Annotated in this window: 15 protein-coding genes and 1 other annotated feature; all 15 genes read left to right on the plus strand. The window is 31.5% G+C overall.

Annotated elements, in window-relative coordinates:
• Positions 1–73 precede the first annotated feature (73 nt).
• The 15 genes from N4A57_RS12290 to N4A57_RS12360 all read left to right on the plus strand — a co-directional run bounded on the left by N4A57_RS12290 (position 74) and on the right by N4A57_RS12360 (position 15,226).
• On the plus strand, positions 74–841 hold the full coding sequence (locus tag N4A57_RS12290; protein WP_293658289.1) for a sugar phosphate nucleotidyltransferase: 768 nt from the start codon (positions 74–76) through the stop codon (positions 839–841).
• A gap of 3 nt (positions 842–844) precedes the next feature.
• Positions 845–1,819 (plus strand): GDP-mannose 4,6-dehydratase, encoded by a 975-nt coding sequence (locus tag N4A57_RS12295; RefSeq protein WP_293658290.1) that lies wholly within the window; start codon positions 845–847, stop codon positions 1,817–1,819.
• Positions 1,820–2,043: 224 nt separating this feature from the next.
• Positions 2,044–2,499 (plus strand): RrF2 family transcriptional regulator, encoded by a 456-nt coding sequence (locus tag N4A57_RS12300; protein WP_293658291.1) that lies wholly within the window; start codon positions 2,044–2,046, stop codon positions 2,497–2,499.
• Between the two features lie 17 nt (positions 2,500–2,516).
• The gene (gene nifS, locus N4A57_RS12305; protein ID WP_293658292.1) at positions 2,517–3,701 is read left to right on the plus strand and encodes a cysteine desulfurase NifS; all 1,185 of its coding nucleotides are present in this window, start codon (positions 2,517–2,519) and stop codon (positions 3,699–3,701) included.
• On the plus strand, positions 3,701–4,138 hold the full coding sequence (gene nifU, locus N4A57_RS12310; protein WP_293658293.1) for a Fe-S cluster assembly scaffold protein NifU: 438 nt from the start codon (positions 3,701–3,703) through the stop codon (positions 4,136–4,138). The genes nifS and nifU overlap by 1 nt, the downstream gene beginning before the upstream one ends.
• Positions 4,139–4,256: 118 nt before the next feature.
• On the plus strand, positions 4,257–5,357 hold the full coding sequence (gene mnmA / locus N4A57_RS12315; protein ID WP_293658294.1) for a tRNA 2-thiouridine(34) synthase MnmA: 1,101 nt from the start codon (positions 4,257–4,259) through the stop codon (positions 5,355–5,357).
• Between the two features lie 103 nt (positions 5,358–5,460).
• Positions 5,461–5,655 (plus strand): hypothetical protein, encoded by a 195-nt coding sequence (locus tag N4A57_RS12320; RefSeq protein ID WP_293658295.1) that lies wholly within the window; start codon positions 5,461–5,463, stop codon positions 5,653–5,655.
• Positions 5,656–5,718: 63 nt separating this feature from the next.
• Positions 5,719–5,941, plus strand: a binding site (T-box leader).
• A 46-nt stretch (positions 5,942–5,987) separates the two neighbouring features.
• Positions 5,988–8,627, plus strand: a complete 2,640-nt coding sequence (gene alaS, locus N4A57_RS12325) for an alanine--tRNA ligase (protein WP_293658296.1) — start codon at positions 5,988–5,990, stop codon at positions 8,625–8,627.
• A gap of 71 nt (positions 8,628–8,698) precedes the next feature.
• Positions 8,699–9,004, plus strand: a complete 306-nt coding sequence (locus tag N4A57_RS12330; RefSeq protein ID WP_442863860.1) for an IreB family regulatory phosphoprotein — start codon at positions 8,699–8,701, stop codon at positions 9,002–9,004.
• 9 nt (positions 9,005–9,013) lie between these two features.
• Positions 9,014–11,173: a hypothetical protein gene (locus N4A57_RS12335; RefSeq protein WP_293658297.1), complete on the plus strand. Its 2,160-nt coding sequence runs from the start codon at positions 9,014–9,016 to the stop codon at positions 11,171–11,173.
• Between the two features lie 3 nt (positions 11,174–11,176).
• Positions 11,177–12,127 carry an aldo/keto reductase gene (locus N4A57_RS12340; RefSeq protein ID WP_293658298.1) on the plus strand — a complete coding sequence of 317 codons (951 nt, stop codon included), beginning with the start codon at positions 11,177–11,179 and terminating at the stop codon, positions 12,125–12,127.
• A 15-nt stretch (positions 12,128–12,142) separates the two neighbouring features.
• A complete protein-coding gene (gene ruvX, locus N4A57_RS12345; protein WP_293658299.1) occupies positions 12,143–12,553 on the plus strand; it encodes a Holliday junction resolvase RuvX in 411 nt (136 codons plus the stop codon).
• An 18-nt stretch (positions 12,554–12,571) separates the two neighbouring features.
• Complete coding sequence (locus N4A57_RS12350) at positions 12,572–12,802, plus strand: DUF1292 domain-containing protein (RefSeq protein WP_293658300.1); 231 nt, start codon at positions 12,572–12,574, stop codon at positions 12,800–12,802.
• Positions 12,803–12,851: 49 nt separating this feature from the next.
• Positions 12,852–13,298 (plus strand): Fur family transcriptional regulator, encoded by a 447-nt coding sequence (locus N4A57_RS12355; RefSeq protein WP_330671514.1) that lies wholly within the window; start codon positions 12,852–12,854, stop codon positions 13,296–13,298.
• A gap of 257 nt (positions 13,299–13,555) precedes the next feature.
• On the plus strand, positions 13,556–15,226 hold the full coding sequence (locus tag N4A57_RS12360; protein ID WP_442863861.1) for a ribonuclease J: 1,671 nt from the start codon (positions 13,556–13,558) through the stop codon (positions 15,224–15,226).
• Positions 15,227–15,351 lie beyond the last annotated feature (125 nt).

A 15,351-nucleotide genomic window follows, 5' to 3' on the forward strand; every position in this document is an offset into this window, starting at 1 on the left:
TGAAGGAAAATTAACTTAAAAATTTTAAGTTAAGGAAAAAGTCTGCTAGGGGTATTTGTTAAGGGGGTCAAGTATGCAAGTAGTAATTTTGTGTGGTGGAAAAGGAGCAAGAATGAAAAAAATCACAGAGGACATACCAAAACCAATGGCTACTATAGGGGATAAACCAATTCTTTGGCATATTATGAAGACTTACATGTATTATGGTTTTAATGATTTTATTTTGTTATTAGGATATAAGGGAGATAAAATTAAGGAATATTTTTTAGATTATAAGTGGAGAAATTCAGATTTTACTATAGATGCTAGGAGTGGGGAAAAAAGATTAAGTTATATAAATGAGGGGGAAAAATGGAAAATAACTTTTATAGATACGGGCCTTCAGACTATGACAGGTGGAAGAGTTAAACAAATTAAAAAGTATGTAAAAGGTACTTTTTTCTTAACATATGGAGATGGTTTATCCAACGTAAATATAAAAGAACTTTTAGATTACCATAAAAAAATGAGAAAAATTGGAACTGTTACGGGCATAAATAGAAATAGCCAATACGGCATACTAGATGTAGAAAAGGGTATGGCAAGAAATTTTAAAGAAAAACCAAATAATAAAGAAATAATAAACGGTGGATTCTTTGTTTTTGAACCAGAAATTTTTTCTTATATAGAAGATGAAAAAAAATCCATATTAGAAAGAAAGCCTTTAATGACTTTAGCTAATCACAATGAATTAGCAGTGTATGAACATAAGGGGTTTTGGATGGCAATGGATACGTATAAGGATGTATTAGAAGTAAATAAAATGTGGAATGAGAACAGGGCAAAGTGGAAGGTGTGGTAAATTATGGGTAACAAATTTTGGGGAAATAAGAATGTTTTCATAACTGGAGCTACTGGTTTTTTAGGAAAGCATCTATGGGAAGAGTTACTAAATAAAGGTGCTAATATAACCATATTGGTTAGAGATAAATTAAAGGGTATGGATATATGTGAATATAAGGATGTAAATGTTGTCTACGGAGAAATAGAAGATCTAAAGCTGATAGAAAGAATATTAGGAGAGTACCAAATAGATACTATATTTCACTTAGCTGCCCAGGCCATTGTAGGAGTAGCTAACATAAATCCCATATCAACATTTGAGAGTAATATACTAGGTACGTGGAATATATTAGAAGGTTCTAGGAGAAATTCTTTAATAAAAAGAGTAGTAGTAGCATCTAGTGATAAGGCCTATGGACAACAAGAGAGATTACCCTATGATGAAAACATGTGCCTTAAGGGGAGATATCCTTATGATGTGTCAAAAACCTGTGCCGACCTAATAAGTCAATCCTATTATTACACATATAATTTACCCGTATGTGTAACAAGATGCGGTAACTTATACGGAGAGGGAGATTTTAATTTTAATAGAATAATTCCTCAGACTATTAGATCTGTATACTATAAGGAATCCCCTATTATTAGAAGTGATGGAACTTTCGTTCGAGACTATTTTTATGTTAAAGATGCAGTTGAAGCATATATTTTGCTGGCTGAAAATATGGATGATAAATCAATATGGGGAGAAGCCTTTAATTTTAGTAATGAAGTACAATTAACTGTACTAGAATTAGTGAATAAAATATTGAAAATTATGAATAGCGAATTGAAACCTGTTTTATTAAATAAGGGAATTAATGAAATTAAACATCAATATTTATCTGCAAATAAGGCTAAAAAACTATTAAACTGGAATTCTACATATAGTATGGAAGAAGGATTAAGGGAAACGGTTAAATGGTATGTTAAATATTTTAATAAATTGGAGAAATAAAAGATTATTTTATTAAGGAAATTTAGAAAAGGTAATTATATATTAGTGTAAATGTAAAAAACTTTAGGCCATCCTAAAGTTTTTACATTTTACAGGTACTTATTCCTATTAACATTAATTATATTAAAAAATAATTTTTGTGAATGTTGACATATTTAGTAGGGTATAATATACTTAGATATGAATTCTGAGTAATTTACTTAGGATTTAGAGGGAGTGGTTAAATGAAATTATCAACTAAGGGAAGATATGGAGTAAAAGCCATGTTTGAGCTTGCACTTGCCCATGGAAATGGTCCAACGTCCCTAAATATAATTGCAGAGAAGCAAAACCTTTCCAACCATTATTTAGAACAGTTATTTTCAACTTTAAGAAAAGCTGAATTAGTTAGAAGTATCAGAGGAGCACAAGGTGGATATGTATTAGCTAGAAATCCTGATGAAATAACTGTAGGAGAAATTATTCGTACGCTAGAAGGGCCACTGGCACCATCTGATTGTGTTATAGAAAATGAGGATAAAGGCCATGATTGTAACAGAGCTGGTTGTTGTGTTACAAGAACAATATGGGAAAAAATTAGGGATAGTATTAATGATGTAGTAGATAATATTACCTTACAAGATATGATTGATGACCATGATAAAATGACTTCTGATGAAGGATATATGTATTATATATAGCTAGGGGGCTTATAAAAATGAACAAAAGAATTTATTTAGATTATGCTGCCACAACACCAGTTAAAGAGGAGATTTTTCAGGCTATGAAGCCTTATTTTACAGAATCTTTTGGGAATCCATCTAGTGTGTATTCTTATGGTAGAGAAGGTAAACAAGCTATTGACACTGCTAGAGGTCAGATAGCTAAGGCGATTGGAGCTAAAACTGATGAAATATTTTTCACAGGGGGAGGTTCAGAAGCTGATAACTGGGCAATAAAAGGAATTGCATATGCTAATAAAAACAAGGGCAAACATATAATAACAAGTAATATTGAACACCATGCAGTATTACATACTTGTGAATATCTAGAAAAAGAAGGATTTAAGGTGACTTATCTAGATGTGGATGAGTATGGACAAATAAGAATAGAAGATTTAAAGAAAGCTATAACAGATGAAACTATTCTTATAACTATTATGTTTGCTAATAATGAAATAGGAACTATACAACCTATTAAAGAAATTGGAGAAATTGCTAAGGAACATAAAATATATTTTCATACGGATGCAGTACAGGCCCTTGGAAATGTAGATATAGATGTAAATGAATTGAATATAGATCTACTTAGTGTATCTGCTCATAAGATATATGGTCCAAAAGGCGTGGGAGCCCTATATGTAAGAAAAGGTACAAAGTTATTTTCTTTCATACATGGTGGAGCTCAAGAAAGACGAAGAAGGGCAGGTACTGAAAATGTTGCAGGTATCGTAGGTTTTGGAAAAGCTGCTGAAATGGCTACTGAAAACTTAGACGAACACGTGGCCAAAATCAAGGGGTTAAGAGATAAGCTTATAGATGGTATAAGGGAAAAAATAAAATATGTAAGACTAAATGGTCATCCTATAGATAGACTACCTGGAAATGTGAATTTTGTATTTGAGTTCATAGAGGGAGAATCCTTATTGTTAAGCTTAGATTTAATTGGAGTGGCTGGTTCAAGTGGTTCTGCTTGCACATCTGGGTCTTTAGATCCATCCCATGTACTTATGGCTATAGGGTTACCCCATGAAATTGCACACGGTTCACTTAGATTAAGTATAGGTGATTTTACTACTGAACAAGACGTTGATTATGTCTTAGAAAACTTACCTAAAATAGTGGATAGATTAAGAATGATGTCACCATTATATGAAGATGTTTTAAAAGGAGGACAAAAGTAATGTATACAGAAAAGGTTATGGATCATTTTATGAATCCTAGAAATGTGGGAGAAATAGACAATGCCTCAGGAGTAGGACAAGTTGGAAATGCTAAATGTGGAGACATAATGAAAATTTATTTAGATATCAAAGATGGAATTATTGAAGATGTTAAGTTTAAAACATTTGGATGTGGATCTGCTATAGCAAGTTCTAGTGTGGCTACAGAAATGATTAAGGGCAAAAGTGTAGAGGAAGCTTTAAAACTTACAAATAGACAGGTTGTAAGTGAACTAGATGGTCTTCCAGCACCGAAGATACACTGTTCTGTTTTAGCAGAACAGGCCATAAAAAGTGCCATATTAAATTATGCTCAAGAAAATGGATTAGAATTTGATGAATTAAAAGATTTTAATCCAGATGAAGATCACCATGATCATGGACATGATCATGAGTAAAATTAATAAAAAGCTATAAAAATTAAAAGCTCAGAGAATACTGAGCTTTTAATTTTTATTGTATATGTTAGAATAATATAGAAACAAGAGATAAAACTAAAAATAGTAGGTGATTAAGATGGAAAATTTAGATAAAAAAAGAGTTATAATAGGAATGAGTGGCGGTGTAGATAGTTCGGTAGCTGCATATCTATTAAAAAAACAAGGATATGATGTAATTGGAATAATGATGAACGTGTGGCCAGAAAAGGGAGAGGATTTTCAGGAAAAAGAAGGGGGATGTTGTGGCTTATCAGCAGTTGACGATGCAAGAAGGGTTGCTAATAAATTAGATATTCCCTTTTACGTTGTGAATTTTAAAGAAGTTTTTGAAAAAAAAGTAATAGACTATTTTGTGGATGAATATATGAATGGTAGAACACCAAATCCATGTATTGCTTGTAATAAATATTTAAAATTTGAGGAATTACTAAAGAAAGCCCATCAATTAGGAGCATACTATGTGGCTACAGGTCATTATGCTAAAATTTATCATGATGAAAAAATAAATAAATCTATAATTAAAAAATCTAATTCTGTTAAAAAAGATCAAACTTATGCATTGTATAATCTGACTCAAGATCAAGTAAAGCATATATTAATGCCCTTAGGAGAATTTTCATCAAAGCAAGAGGTTAGAAAAATAGCAATTGATCTAGGATTAGATACGGCAGCAAAACCTGATAGTCAAGAAATATGTTTTGTTGAAGATGACAATTATGGAAGATTCATAGAAGAAGAGCGTGGAGAAAAGATTAAAAAGGGAAAATTCGTAGATATAGAAGGAAATGTAGTAGGAGAACACAAAGGAATTGTTCATTATACCGTAGGCCAAAGAAAGGGTCTTGGCATTGCTTTAGGAAAACCCACTTATGTGGTTAAAATAGATTCAGTTAAAAATGAAGTGGTATTAGGAGATAACAAGGATGTATTTAATAAGGGATTAATTGCAGAAAATGTAAATTTCATACATTTACATGAATTTGTAGATGGTTTAGAAGTTGAGTGCCAAATAAGATACAATTCAAACCCATCAAAAGCAAAGTTATATCATCATAGTAATGATTTTGTGAAAGTTTTATTTGAGGAAGATCAAAGGGCCATAACACCGGGCCAAGCTGTAGTGTTTTATGATGGGGATTTATTATTAGGTGGGGGAACTATAACCAAAGCAATATAATATATCAAATATTTTCTAGTGTACTTGTTGAATTTTTTAAATTTTAAAGTGGAAAAATAACAACACTATATAAAAAAATTAAATTATAAAAAGGAGTATAACTATGAGAAATAAATTTATGTATGGAATTATTGCTGGTGGTATGATAGGAATGGCTACAAGTGCTTATATGGCTAATAATATAAGCCCCCGTCAAAGAAGAAAGCTAATGAGAAGGGGCCATAAATTAATGAAAAGAAGCCATAATGCAATGAACAAGGCAAATGATATGATGGGCATAGTAAGAAGCATTCTGTAAGAATATGCGTTGACAAATAGTTCTAATTTTTATATAATCTACTAAAGTTAAATTTAAAATATAAAAAATACTATGAAAAAGAAGAGTATACTTTATTTCAATTCACAGAGAAGAGATTCATGGCTGAGAAATCTCCATTCGGATAAGGTAGAAGCAGCTTTGGAGTATTAACTTTGAAAATAAAAGTAGAGGTTAACGAGTAGCATACGTTATAATGCTCTTACTAAGAGATTACAATAAATGTGTAATAAGTAGGGTGGTACCGCGAGATATTCTCGTCCCTATCCCAGGGGATGAGAGTATCTTTTTTTTGAAAAAAGGAGAGTGTGAAAATGGAAAAAATGGGTTTAAATGAAATAAGAAAAAAGTTCTTGGATTTTTTTGAAAGCAAAGATCATTATGCAAGGGAAAGCTATTCTTTAGTTCCTCAAGGAGATAAAAGTTTACTACTTATTAGTGCAGGAATGGCTCCTTTAAAGAAATATTTCATGGGAGTAGAAACTCCTCCTAAAAACAGAATGGCCACATGCCAAAAGTGTATAAGAACAGGAGATATTGAAAATGTAGGAAAGACTGCCCGTCATGCAACTTTCTTTGAAATGTTAGGAAATTTCTCTTTTGGAGATTATTTTAAAAGAGAGTCCATAGGTTGGGGATGGGAATTTGTAACAAAACATTTAAATATGCCTGTAGAAAAATTGTGGGTGAGTGTGTACTTAGATGATGATGAATCTTATGAAATATGGAGTGAAGAAATTGGTGTATCTAAAGATAGGATAGTAAGATTAGGAAAAGAAGATAACTTTTGGGAAATAGGAGTAGGTCCTTGTGGTCCATGTTCTGAAATCTATTATGATAGAGGGGAAAAGTATGGATGTGGCTGTGTAGATTGTAAACCAGGATGTGACTGTGATAGATATGTAGAGTTTTGGAACCACGTATTTACTCAATACAACAAAGATGAAGCAGGTACTTATAATCCACTACCTAATCCTAATATCGATACGGGAATGGGTTTAGAGAGAGTAGCATGTATAATGCAAGATGTGGATTCCATATTTGAAGTAGATACTATAAGGGCCATTTTAGATGCTGTATTAGATATAAGTAAAGCAGAATATGGTAGGGATGAAAAAACTGATACTTCAATTAGAATAATAACAGATCACATTAGATCCGTGTCATTTATGGTATGTGATGGAATAATGCCAAGTAATGAGGGCCGTGGCTATGTACTGAGAAGACTACTAAGACGTGCGGCTAGACATGGAAAATTACTAGGTATTAAAGGAGCCTTCTTAAACGATTTAGTTGATAAGGTAATAGAAGTTTCAAAGGTAGCATATGGCCAATTAGAAGAAAGACAAGATTACATTAAGAAGGTAATTTCTATAGAAGAAGAAAGGTTTCAAGAGACTATAGATCAAGGCAGTGAAATATTAAAAGAATACATAGAAGATCTTAGAAAAGAAAAAAATAAAGTATTATCAGGAGAGAAAGCATTTAAACTATATGATACTTATGGATTCCCCCTTGAATTAACTAAAGAAATATTAGAAGAAGAAGGTCTTGAAGTTGATGAAGAAAAATTTAAAGAGGAAATGGAACTTCAAAGACAGAGAGCTAGATCTGCTAGAACGGATGATAGTTTAGAAGCTTGGAAAGAAGATGTATTTTCAAAAATAGATGATAGTATGAAAACGGAATTTGTTGGATATGACAACTATGAAGTGGAAGTTCAATTGCTAAATATAGTAAAGGATAATGAATTAGTGGATAAAGCTCAAGCTTCTGATAAGGTTACATTAATATTAGATAAAACCCCATTTTATCCAGAAGGTGGAGGTCAGCTAGGAGATAAGGGAATAATTGAAACTGATTCATGTAAAATAGAAATTTATGATTGTAAAAAAGGTAATAATGAATTGATTTTACATGTGGGAGAAATTAAAGAAGGTTCAGTGAGTAAAAATGACAAAGTAATGGCTAAAATACATATGAATAACAGATTAAACTCTGCAAGAAACCACAGTGCTACCCATTTAATACACAAGGCTTTAAAAGAAGTGCTAGGTAGTCACGTAGAACAATCGGGTTCATTAGTATCTGCAGATAGACTTAGATTTGACTTCTCACATTTCACATCTTTAACTAAGGATGAAGTTGAAACTGTTGAAAGGATAGTCAATGAAAGAATATTAGATGGTTTAAAGGTAGAAACTGAAGAAATGTCCATAAGCGAAGCAAGAGAAAAGGGTGCAACAGCATTGTTTGGTGAAAAATATGGAGAAAAGGTACGTGTAGTCTCAATGGACAAATATAGTATCGAATTGTGTGGTGGGACCCATGTATCAAATGTGGGACAAATTGGATTATTCAAAATAGTAAGTGAAGGTGGAGTTGCAGCAGGTATTAGAAGAATAGAAGCTATAACTGGATTTGGTGCATATGAGTATACAAGAGATAAAGAGATTCAATTAAATGAGATTGCAAAGATTACTAAATCTAACCCAAAGGATGTAAACAAAAAAGTAGAACAATTAGTAAATGAATTAAAATCCTATGAAAAGGAAATAAATGACCTAAAGAATAAATTAGCATCGTCTTCTTTAGATGATATTATTAATAGTGTAGAAGTAATAGAAGGAATTAATGTTATATCTAATAAGATTATGGGATTAGATATGAATGCATTAAGAACTATAGGAGATAAGCTAAAGGACAAATTGGGATCTGGATTAGTTGTATTAGCTACTGAAAATGAAGGCAAAGTAAGTTTTGTAGCCATGGCCACAAAGGATGCAGTGGACAAGGGTATACATGCAGGTAATGTTATTAAGACTATTGCAAAAATTGCTGGCGGTGGCGGTGGAGGAAGACCAAACATGGCTCAAGCCGGAGCAAAGGACCCATCTAAAATCCGTGAAGCTTTAGATAAGGTTAAAGAAGTAGTAAAGGAACAAATAAAATAGAAAAATCTTTTTAAATAAAAACAAATTTTAGTGGGCTAGGGTAGTCCACTAAAATTTATATATGATATAATATGGTTAAATGGACATATCCGATTATAAAAGGAGTGGTATATGTGAGTGAAAAAAACATGAACTATACAATGAAATTAGATGAGGTACAAAAGGAACAAATTAATGAAGCTGAAGAAATAATAAAGAGCGTGTACAAGGCTTTGAAAGAAAAAGGATACAATCCCATAAACCAATTAGTTGGATATATACTGTCTGGAGATCCAACTTACATAACTAGCCATAATAATGCTAGAAGTTTGATAAGAAAATTGGAAAGAGATGAATTGTTAGAGGAAATATTAAATACTTACCTAGAAAAGGAGTAGAAGTAGTAGTTGAAAAATAAAATTTTGATAAGTTGCCTACTAGTATTTATGCTTGTTCTTTTTAATACGGCTTATGGAGAGGCAAATAAGGATAAAAAAGTAGTCATGTTTGTAACTACTTATATGAATTTTGATGATTTAAAGAGTATGGATAGTACTAATGAATTAATAAACACAGGATCTATTGGTCTTATGAATTCTAAATCAGCTGGTGGCTATAGTTTATATAAATCTTACTTAACTATTGGAACGGGAACTAGGGCAGATGCATCATCTGGAAGTTTTAAATTTGAAAAATTAGACGAGGATTTAAAAAAAATCTATAAATTTAGAACAGGTCGTTCACTTAAAAAAGATGGTGGCATCATAAACTTAGACCAGGCAAGGTTAGAAAAAATAAATGAATATGGAGATTTTGGGGCCCAGCCAGGAGCATTAGGTGAAGCATTACATGGGATTAATAAAAAAACTGCTGTCATAGGAAATTTAGATATTAGCAATCAATTAAGAATTGCGCCAAGTATAACTATGGATAAGGATGGATATACGGATTTTGGGACAATTGATGAAAGTATATTTAAACAGGATCTATATTATGCCTTTGGTATAAGAGAAGACTATGAATATATGAAATTAAAATTTAAAGATTATTATCAAAAGGCTGATTTTATAGTTGTTGAAATTGGAGACTTATACAGATTAGAAGATTATAAGTCAAATATGACTAATGAAGCTTACATAAGTAAAAGAGAAATAGTTTTAGAAAATATAGACAATTTCATAAAGGAATGTATGACCCAAATGGACTTGAAAAATGATGAAGTCATAATATTAAACCCATACCCATCTAAAGGGCATATGAAGAAGGGGGAAAAACTTACACCTATAATTTTAGCAGGAAATAATATAGAAAAAGGAATAGTATACTCCAATACTACTAGGAGAAAAGCTATAGTAGGAAATATAGATGTGGCTGCCCATATATTAAGCAGTTTTAAGTTAGAAGCTGAAAATATGAGTGGTAAGGATTTAATATCCATTCCTAAAGATAAGAATATGGAATATGTTGAAAAACTATATAAAGATACAGTTTTAGTATCAAAGAATAGATATCCAGTATTATCTACCTTTGCTATTTTTGAAATAGTTATATCTTTAGTAGGCTTAATCTTAATCTTATTTAAAGATAAAATTAGTAGTAAAGGAATTAAATATTATACTAATGTATTGCTTAGTACTATGGCTGTACCAGTAGTATTATTGATCATACCTCTATTTGGCATATATAACATTTATATTACCTATGGACTAGTAATAGGCGGAACTATACTACTTACCATGGTAGCTAAGAAAATGGAGAAAAAACCATTAGATGGTATTTTAATATTATCAGGTGTCACTACTATATCTCTTATGGTGGATATATGCACAGGGGCTACCCTAATAAAGAAATCATTGTTAGGATATGATCCTATAATAGGTGCTAGATATTATGGTATAGGAAATGAATTTATGGGAGTTCTAATTGGAGCTAGTTTAGTTTTTGCCACGGCTCTATTAGATAGATTTTCCATTAAAAGAATAAATACTATAACTTTATTTACTATACTAATCATAATTATGGGTTTTCCTAAATTAGGTGCTAATGTGGGAGGTACTATTACGGCCATATGTGCATTTATATTTGTTACCCTTAGACTTTATAATGTGAAGATAAGATTAAAGCATTTTGTTATTATAGGTGTTAGTGTGGTAGTTATTGTGGGTATATTGGCATATATAGATATAAAAGTATTAAACGGAGGGTCACATTTAGGAAGAGCTGTTATGAAGATCATAAAAGAGGGGCCTATTGAAGTTATAAGAATAATAAATAGAAAAATTAGCATGAATTTAAGATTAATTAGAATTACCGTATGGAGTAAGGTTTTAATTAGTACAATCCTAATCATAGGAGTTCTATTTTATAAGCCAACAGGAACCATATCTAGATTATCTAATAAATATCCAAATCTAGCTAAGGGATTTTCAGGTATACTTTGTGCCTGCATGGTTGCCTTTTTAGTAAACGATTCTGGAGTAGTAGCAGCAGCTACTGGAATAATATTTTTAGGTATGAGTATCTTATATTTGATATTCTATATGGAAGAAGATAGATTACGGGAGTAAACAATGGAATATAAAAAATTAGGAAATACGGATTTAATAGTATCTAGATTGTGCTTTGGAGGCCTAACAGTAGGTCCTCTTCAAGCCAATCTATCCATTAATGAAGGTGCTAATGTAATGGTGGAAGCCTTTAAACGTGGAGTAAACTTTATTGATACGGCTGAATTGTATGAAACTTATTCATATATAAGAGAAGCATTAAAAATTTACAAGGAAAATCATATTATAATAGGAAGTAAATCATATGCTTATGATAAGGTGACAGCTAAAAATAGTATAGAAAAGGCCCGTAGAGAACTTGATAGGGATGTATTAGATATTTTTTTATTGCATGAACAAGAAAGTGAGCACACTATAAGGGGCCATTATGAAGCCTTAGAATACTATTTAAATTTAAAAGAAAAGGGGATTATAAAAGCTGTGGGCCTATCTACTCATACGGTTAGAGCTGTAGAAGTGGCAAGTAAAATGGATGAGATTGACATTATTCATCCAATCATAAATAAGGCTGGTGTAGGGATTCAAGATGGAACAGTAAAAGATATGTTAGAAGCCATAAAAAAGGCATATACTAATGGTAAAGGCATCTATGGTATGAAACCCATTGGAGGAGGAAATCTTATAAAGGATGTACCTGCTTCATTAGATTATGTTTTAAACATAGAAGAATTACATTCTATTGCTGTGGGAATGCAAACGGTTGAAGAAGTAATATATAATGTAAATAAATTTGAAAACAAGGAAATCCCTAAGGAAATAGTAAATAGGATTTCTACCAAAGAAAGAAAGTTACATATAGACTTTTGGTGTGAAGCCTGTGGTGAATGTGTAAAACATTGTAATCACAAGGCACTAGGGATTGTAGAAGGAAAGCTTATGGTGAAAAAAGAAAAATGTGTTTTATGCGGATATTGTAGTAAATATTGTCCACAATTTTGCATAAAAATAGTCTAGAGATGAGGTATAAAAATGAGAACAATGGGATTAGACGTAGGAGATAAAACTATTGGAATATCAGTAAGTGATCTTATGGGATGGACTGCACAAGGTGTGGAGACCATTAGAAGAACCAACTTGAAATCAGATTATAAAAGATTGGGAGAGCTTATAAAAGAAAAAGAAGTGTCCAAATTAGTAGTTGGTTTACCCAAGAATATGAACGGAACCTTAGGACCACAGGGTGAAAAAGTATTAGAGTTTGTAGAAGGTATAAAAAGAAGGTTTAAAGTTGAAATCATAATGTGGGATGAGAGACTTACTACTGTATCGGCAGAAAAAATGCTTATTGGAGCAGATGTAAGTAGAAAGAAGAGAAAAAAAGTAATTGATATGGTGGCTGCTAACTACATATTACAAGGATACTTGGATGCACAAAAATAGAAAATAGAGGTGAATATGATGAAAAATGGATATATAAGCTTAGTAGATGAAAATGACAAAGAAATAAAATTTCAGATAATAGATATGGTTGAAATGGAAAATGATACTTATGCCATATTAATGCCTTTAGATGACAATGAAGAAGAAGGGATATTAGTATTTAAGGTATTAAATATTGAAAATCAAATTCTTGAATTAGTTACTGATGAATCAATTATTATGAGAGTAATTGATGATTTTAATGAATAAGTTAATAAAGATAATAGGAACTATATATTAATAATAAAGAGGTGTAAATGTGAATGAGATAATGGATACTGTTAAAGATAGGCTTAAGGAAAAGGGGTATAAGTTAACTCCTCAACGTAGAGCCACCTTAGATACTGTTATAGAAAACAAGGGAAAACATTTGAGTACGGAAGAAATATATGATATAGTTAAAGAGAAGTGTCCAGAAATTGGATTGGCTACGGTATATAGAACTTTACAATTATTAGATGAGTTAGATATAATTTCAAAAATAAATTTAGATGATGGATGTAGTAGATATGAGTTAAATAACGATGACGACAATCATCAACATCATCATTTGATATGCACAAAATGTGGGGCTATAATAGAAGTGGGAGTAGATCTATTAGATGAATTAGAATCAGAAATTGAAAGAAATTACAATTTCACAATAAGTGATCACAAAGTTAAGTTTTTTGGTCATTGTTCTAAATGTAATAAATCCTGTAGCTAAAAGTTACAGGATTTTATTGTTTGAATATAAGGGCTTTATGTATAGAATTGGATTTTTTATAATAAATAATATTCATAATTTAATCATAGGGTTTACATATGATTAAAGTGAGCAATAATAATATATAGTAAGAGAGTTTAAAACATTGCTAACATATTCCAAATCAAGTATAATTAAATAAGTGTTAAAGTGTACGGCTCAATTTAGACTTTATAATAATTAAAATATAGATACACCAAAATATAAGGAGAGTGATAATTGTGGCAAGGAGAACAGCAAAAGTTAAAGTAATTCCTCTTGGCGGATTGAATGAAATTGGTAAAAATATGATGGCCTTTGAATATAAGGATGACATTATAGTGGTAGACTGTGGAATGAGTTTTCCTGAAGACGACATGCTAGGAATCGATATTGTTATACCGGATATAACTTATCTAATTAAGAATAAAGATAAGGTTAGAGGGATTGTTTTAACTCATGGACATGAAGATCATATTGGAGCATTGCCTTATGTTCTAAAGCGATTGAATGTACCAATCTATGGAACTAAATTAACTTTAGGACTAGTTGAGAATAAATTAAAAGAACATAAACTCATATCTAGTGTTCAGACTAATATAGTAAAACCAGGAGATACTATCAAATTAGGAAATTATAAGGTTGAATTCATGAAGACAAGCCATTCTATTGCAGACGCAGTATGTTTAGCTATTCATACGCCAGTTGGGGTTATTGTACATACGGGAGACTTTAAAATAGATTTTACCCCAATAGATGGTGAACCAATAGATTTCCATAGGTTAGCAGAACTTGGAAAAAAAGGAGTACTCTTATTATTGGCAGATTCTACAAATGTGGAAAGGCCTGGATATACCATGTCAGAGAGAACTGTTGGAGTAACTTTTGAAAACATATTTAGAAATGCAACTCAAAGGATAATAGTAGCTACTTTTGCCTCTAATGTTCATAGGGTTCAGCAAATTTTTGATGCAGCCCATAAATTCAATAGAAAAGTATCTGTATCAGGAAGAAGTATGGTAAATGTGGTAAACGTGGCTATGGAACTAGGATACTTGAAAGTTGCAGATGATATATTAATTGATATAAATGATATTAATAAATATCCAGATAATGAAATTGTGGTCATAACTACAGGCAGTCAAGGAGAGCCTATGTCAGCATTATCACGAATGGCTTCATCTGAACACAGGAAGTTAGAGATACATCCAGGTGATTTAGTAATATTATCAGCCACTCCGATTCCAGGAAATGAAAAAACCGTAGCTAGAGTTATAAACCAATTATTCGAAAAGGGAGCCAATGTAATATATGAAGCCCTAGCAGATGTACATGTATCAGGCCATGCATGTCAAGAAGAATTAAAAATTATGCATGCTTTAGTTAAACCTAAATTTTTTATACCAGTTCATGGAGAATACAGACATTTGAGACAGCACGGAAAATTGGCTGAAAGTCTTGGAATGCCAAAAGAAAATATCTTCACTATAGAAACAGGGCAGGTTGTGGAGATTTCAAAGGATCATGCACGAATTGCAGGAAGTGTAACTGCTGGAAAAATACTAGTAGATGGACTTGGCGTTGGAGATGTGGGAAATATAGTATTAAGGGACAGAAAACACTTGTCAGAAGATGGGTTAATGGTGGTTGTAGTCACTATAACAAAGGAAAATGGACATGTAGTTTCAGGCCCAGATATTATTTCTAGAGGATTTGTATATGTTAGGGAATCTGAGGTTCTTATGGAAGAAGCTAGAAATGTGGTTAAAAATGCACTACAAATATGTGAAAGTAATGGTACAAGGGAATGGGCCGTACTAAAATCATCCATAAAAGATAGCTTAAGAGGTTTCTTATACGAAAAAACAAAGAGAAGTCCAATGATATTACCTATTATTATGGAAGTATAATACATATACAATAATAGGCAAAGAAATAAAAACAAAAGAATAGTATTAGACAATATTAAAAAAACTATTAAAGAATCCTCTTTAATAGTTTTTTTACTTAATTAATATAAAATCTTGTAAATACA

This window comes from Anaeromicrobium sp., assembly GCF_025210435.1.
Taxonomy (GTDB): Bacteria; Bacillota; Clostridia; order Peptostreptococcales; family Thermotaleaceae; genus Anaeromicrobium.

What these genes read in the sequence shown, in the direction of transcription:
- N4A57_RS12290 (WP_293658289.1), top strand. Translation starts at nt 74, where the DNA reads ATGCAAGTAGTAATTTTGTGTGGTGGAAAAGGAGCAAGAATGAAAAAA.
- N4A57_RS12295 (WP_293658290.1), top strand. Translation starts at nt 845, where the DNA reads ATGGGTAACAAATTTTGGGGAAATAAGAATGTTTTCATAACTGGAGCT.
- N4A57_RS12300 (WP_293658291.1), top strand. Translation starts at nt 2,044, where the DNA reads ATGAAATTATCAACTAAGGGAAGATATGGAGTAAAAGCCATGTTTGAG.
- nifS (WP_293658292.1), top strand. Translation starts at nt 2,517, where the DNA reads ATGAACAAAAGAATTTATTTAGATTATGCTGCCACAACACCAGTTAAA.
- nifU (WP_293658293.1), top strand. Translation starts at nt 3,701, where the DNA reads ATGTATACAGAAAAGGTTATGGATCATTTTATGAATCCTAGAAATGTG.
- mnmA (WP_293658294.1), top strand. Translation starts at nt 4,257, where the DNA reads ATGGAAAATTTAGATAAAAAAAGAGTTATAATAGGAATGAGTGGCGGT.
- N4A57_RS12320 (WP_293658295.1), top strand. Translation starts at nt 5,461, where the DNA reads ATGAGAAATAAATTTATGTATGGAATTATTGCTGGTGGTATGATAGGA.
- alaS (WP_293658296.1), top strand. Translation starts at nt 5,988, where the DNA reads ATGGAAAAAATGGGTTTAAATGAAATAAGAAAAAAGTTCTTGGATTTT.
- N4A57_RS12330 (WP_442863860.1), top strand. Translation starts at nt 8,699, where the DNA reads ATGGTTAAATGGACATATCCGATTATAAAAGGAGTGGTATATGTGAGT.
- N4A57_RS12340 (WP_293658298.1), top strand. Translation starts at nt 11,177, where the DNA reads ATGGAATATAAAAAATTAGGAAATACGGATTTAATAGTATCTAGATTG.
- ruvX (WP_293658299.1), top strand. Translation starts at nt 12,143, where the DNA reads ATGAGAACAATGGGATTAGACGTAGGAGATAAAACTATTGGAATATCA.
- N4A57_RS12350 (WP_293658300.1), top strand. Translation starts at nt 12,572, where the DNA reads ATGAAAAATGGATATATAAGCTTAGTAGATGAAAATGACAAAGAAATA.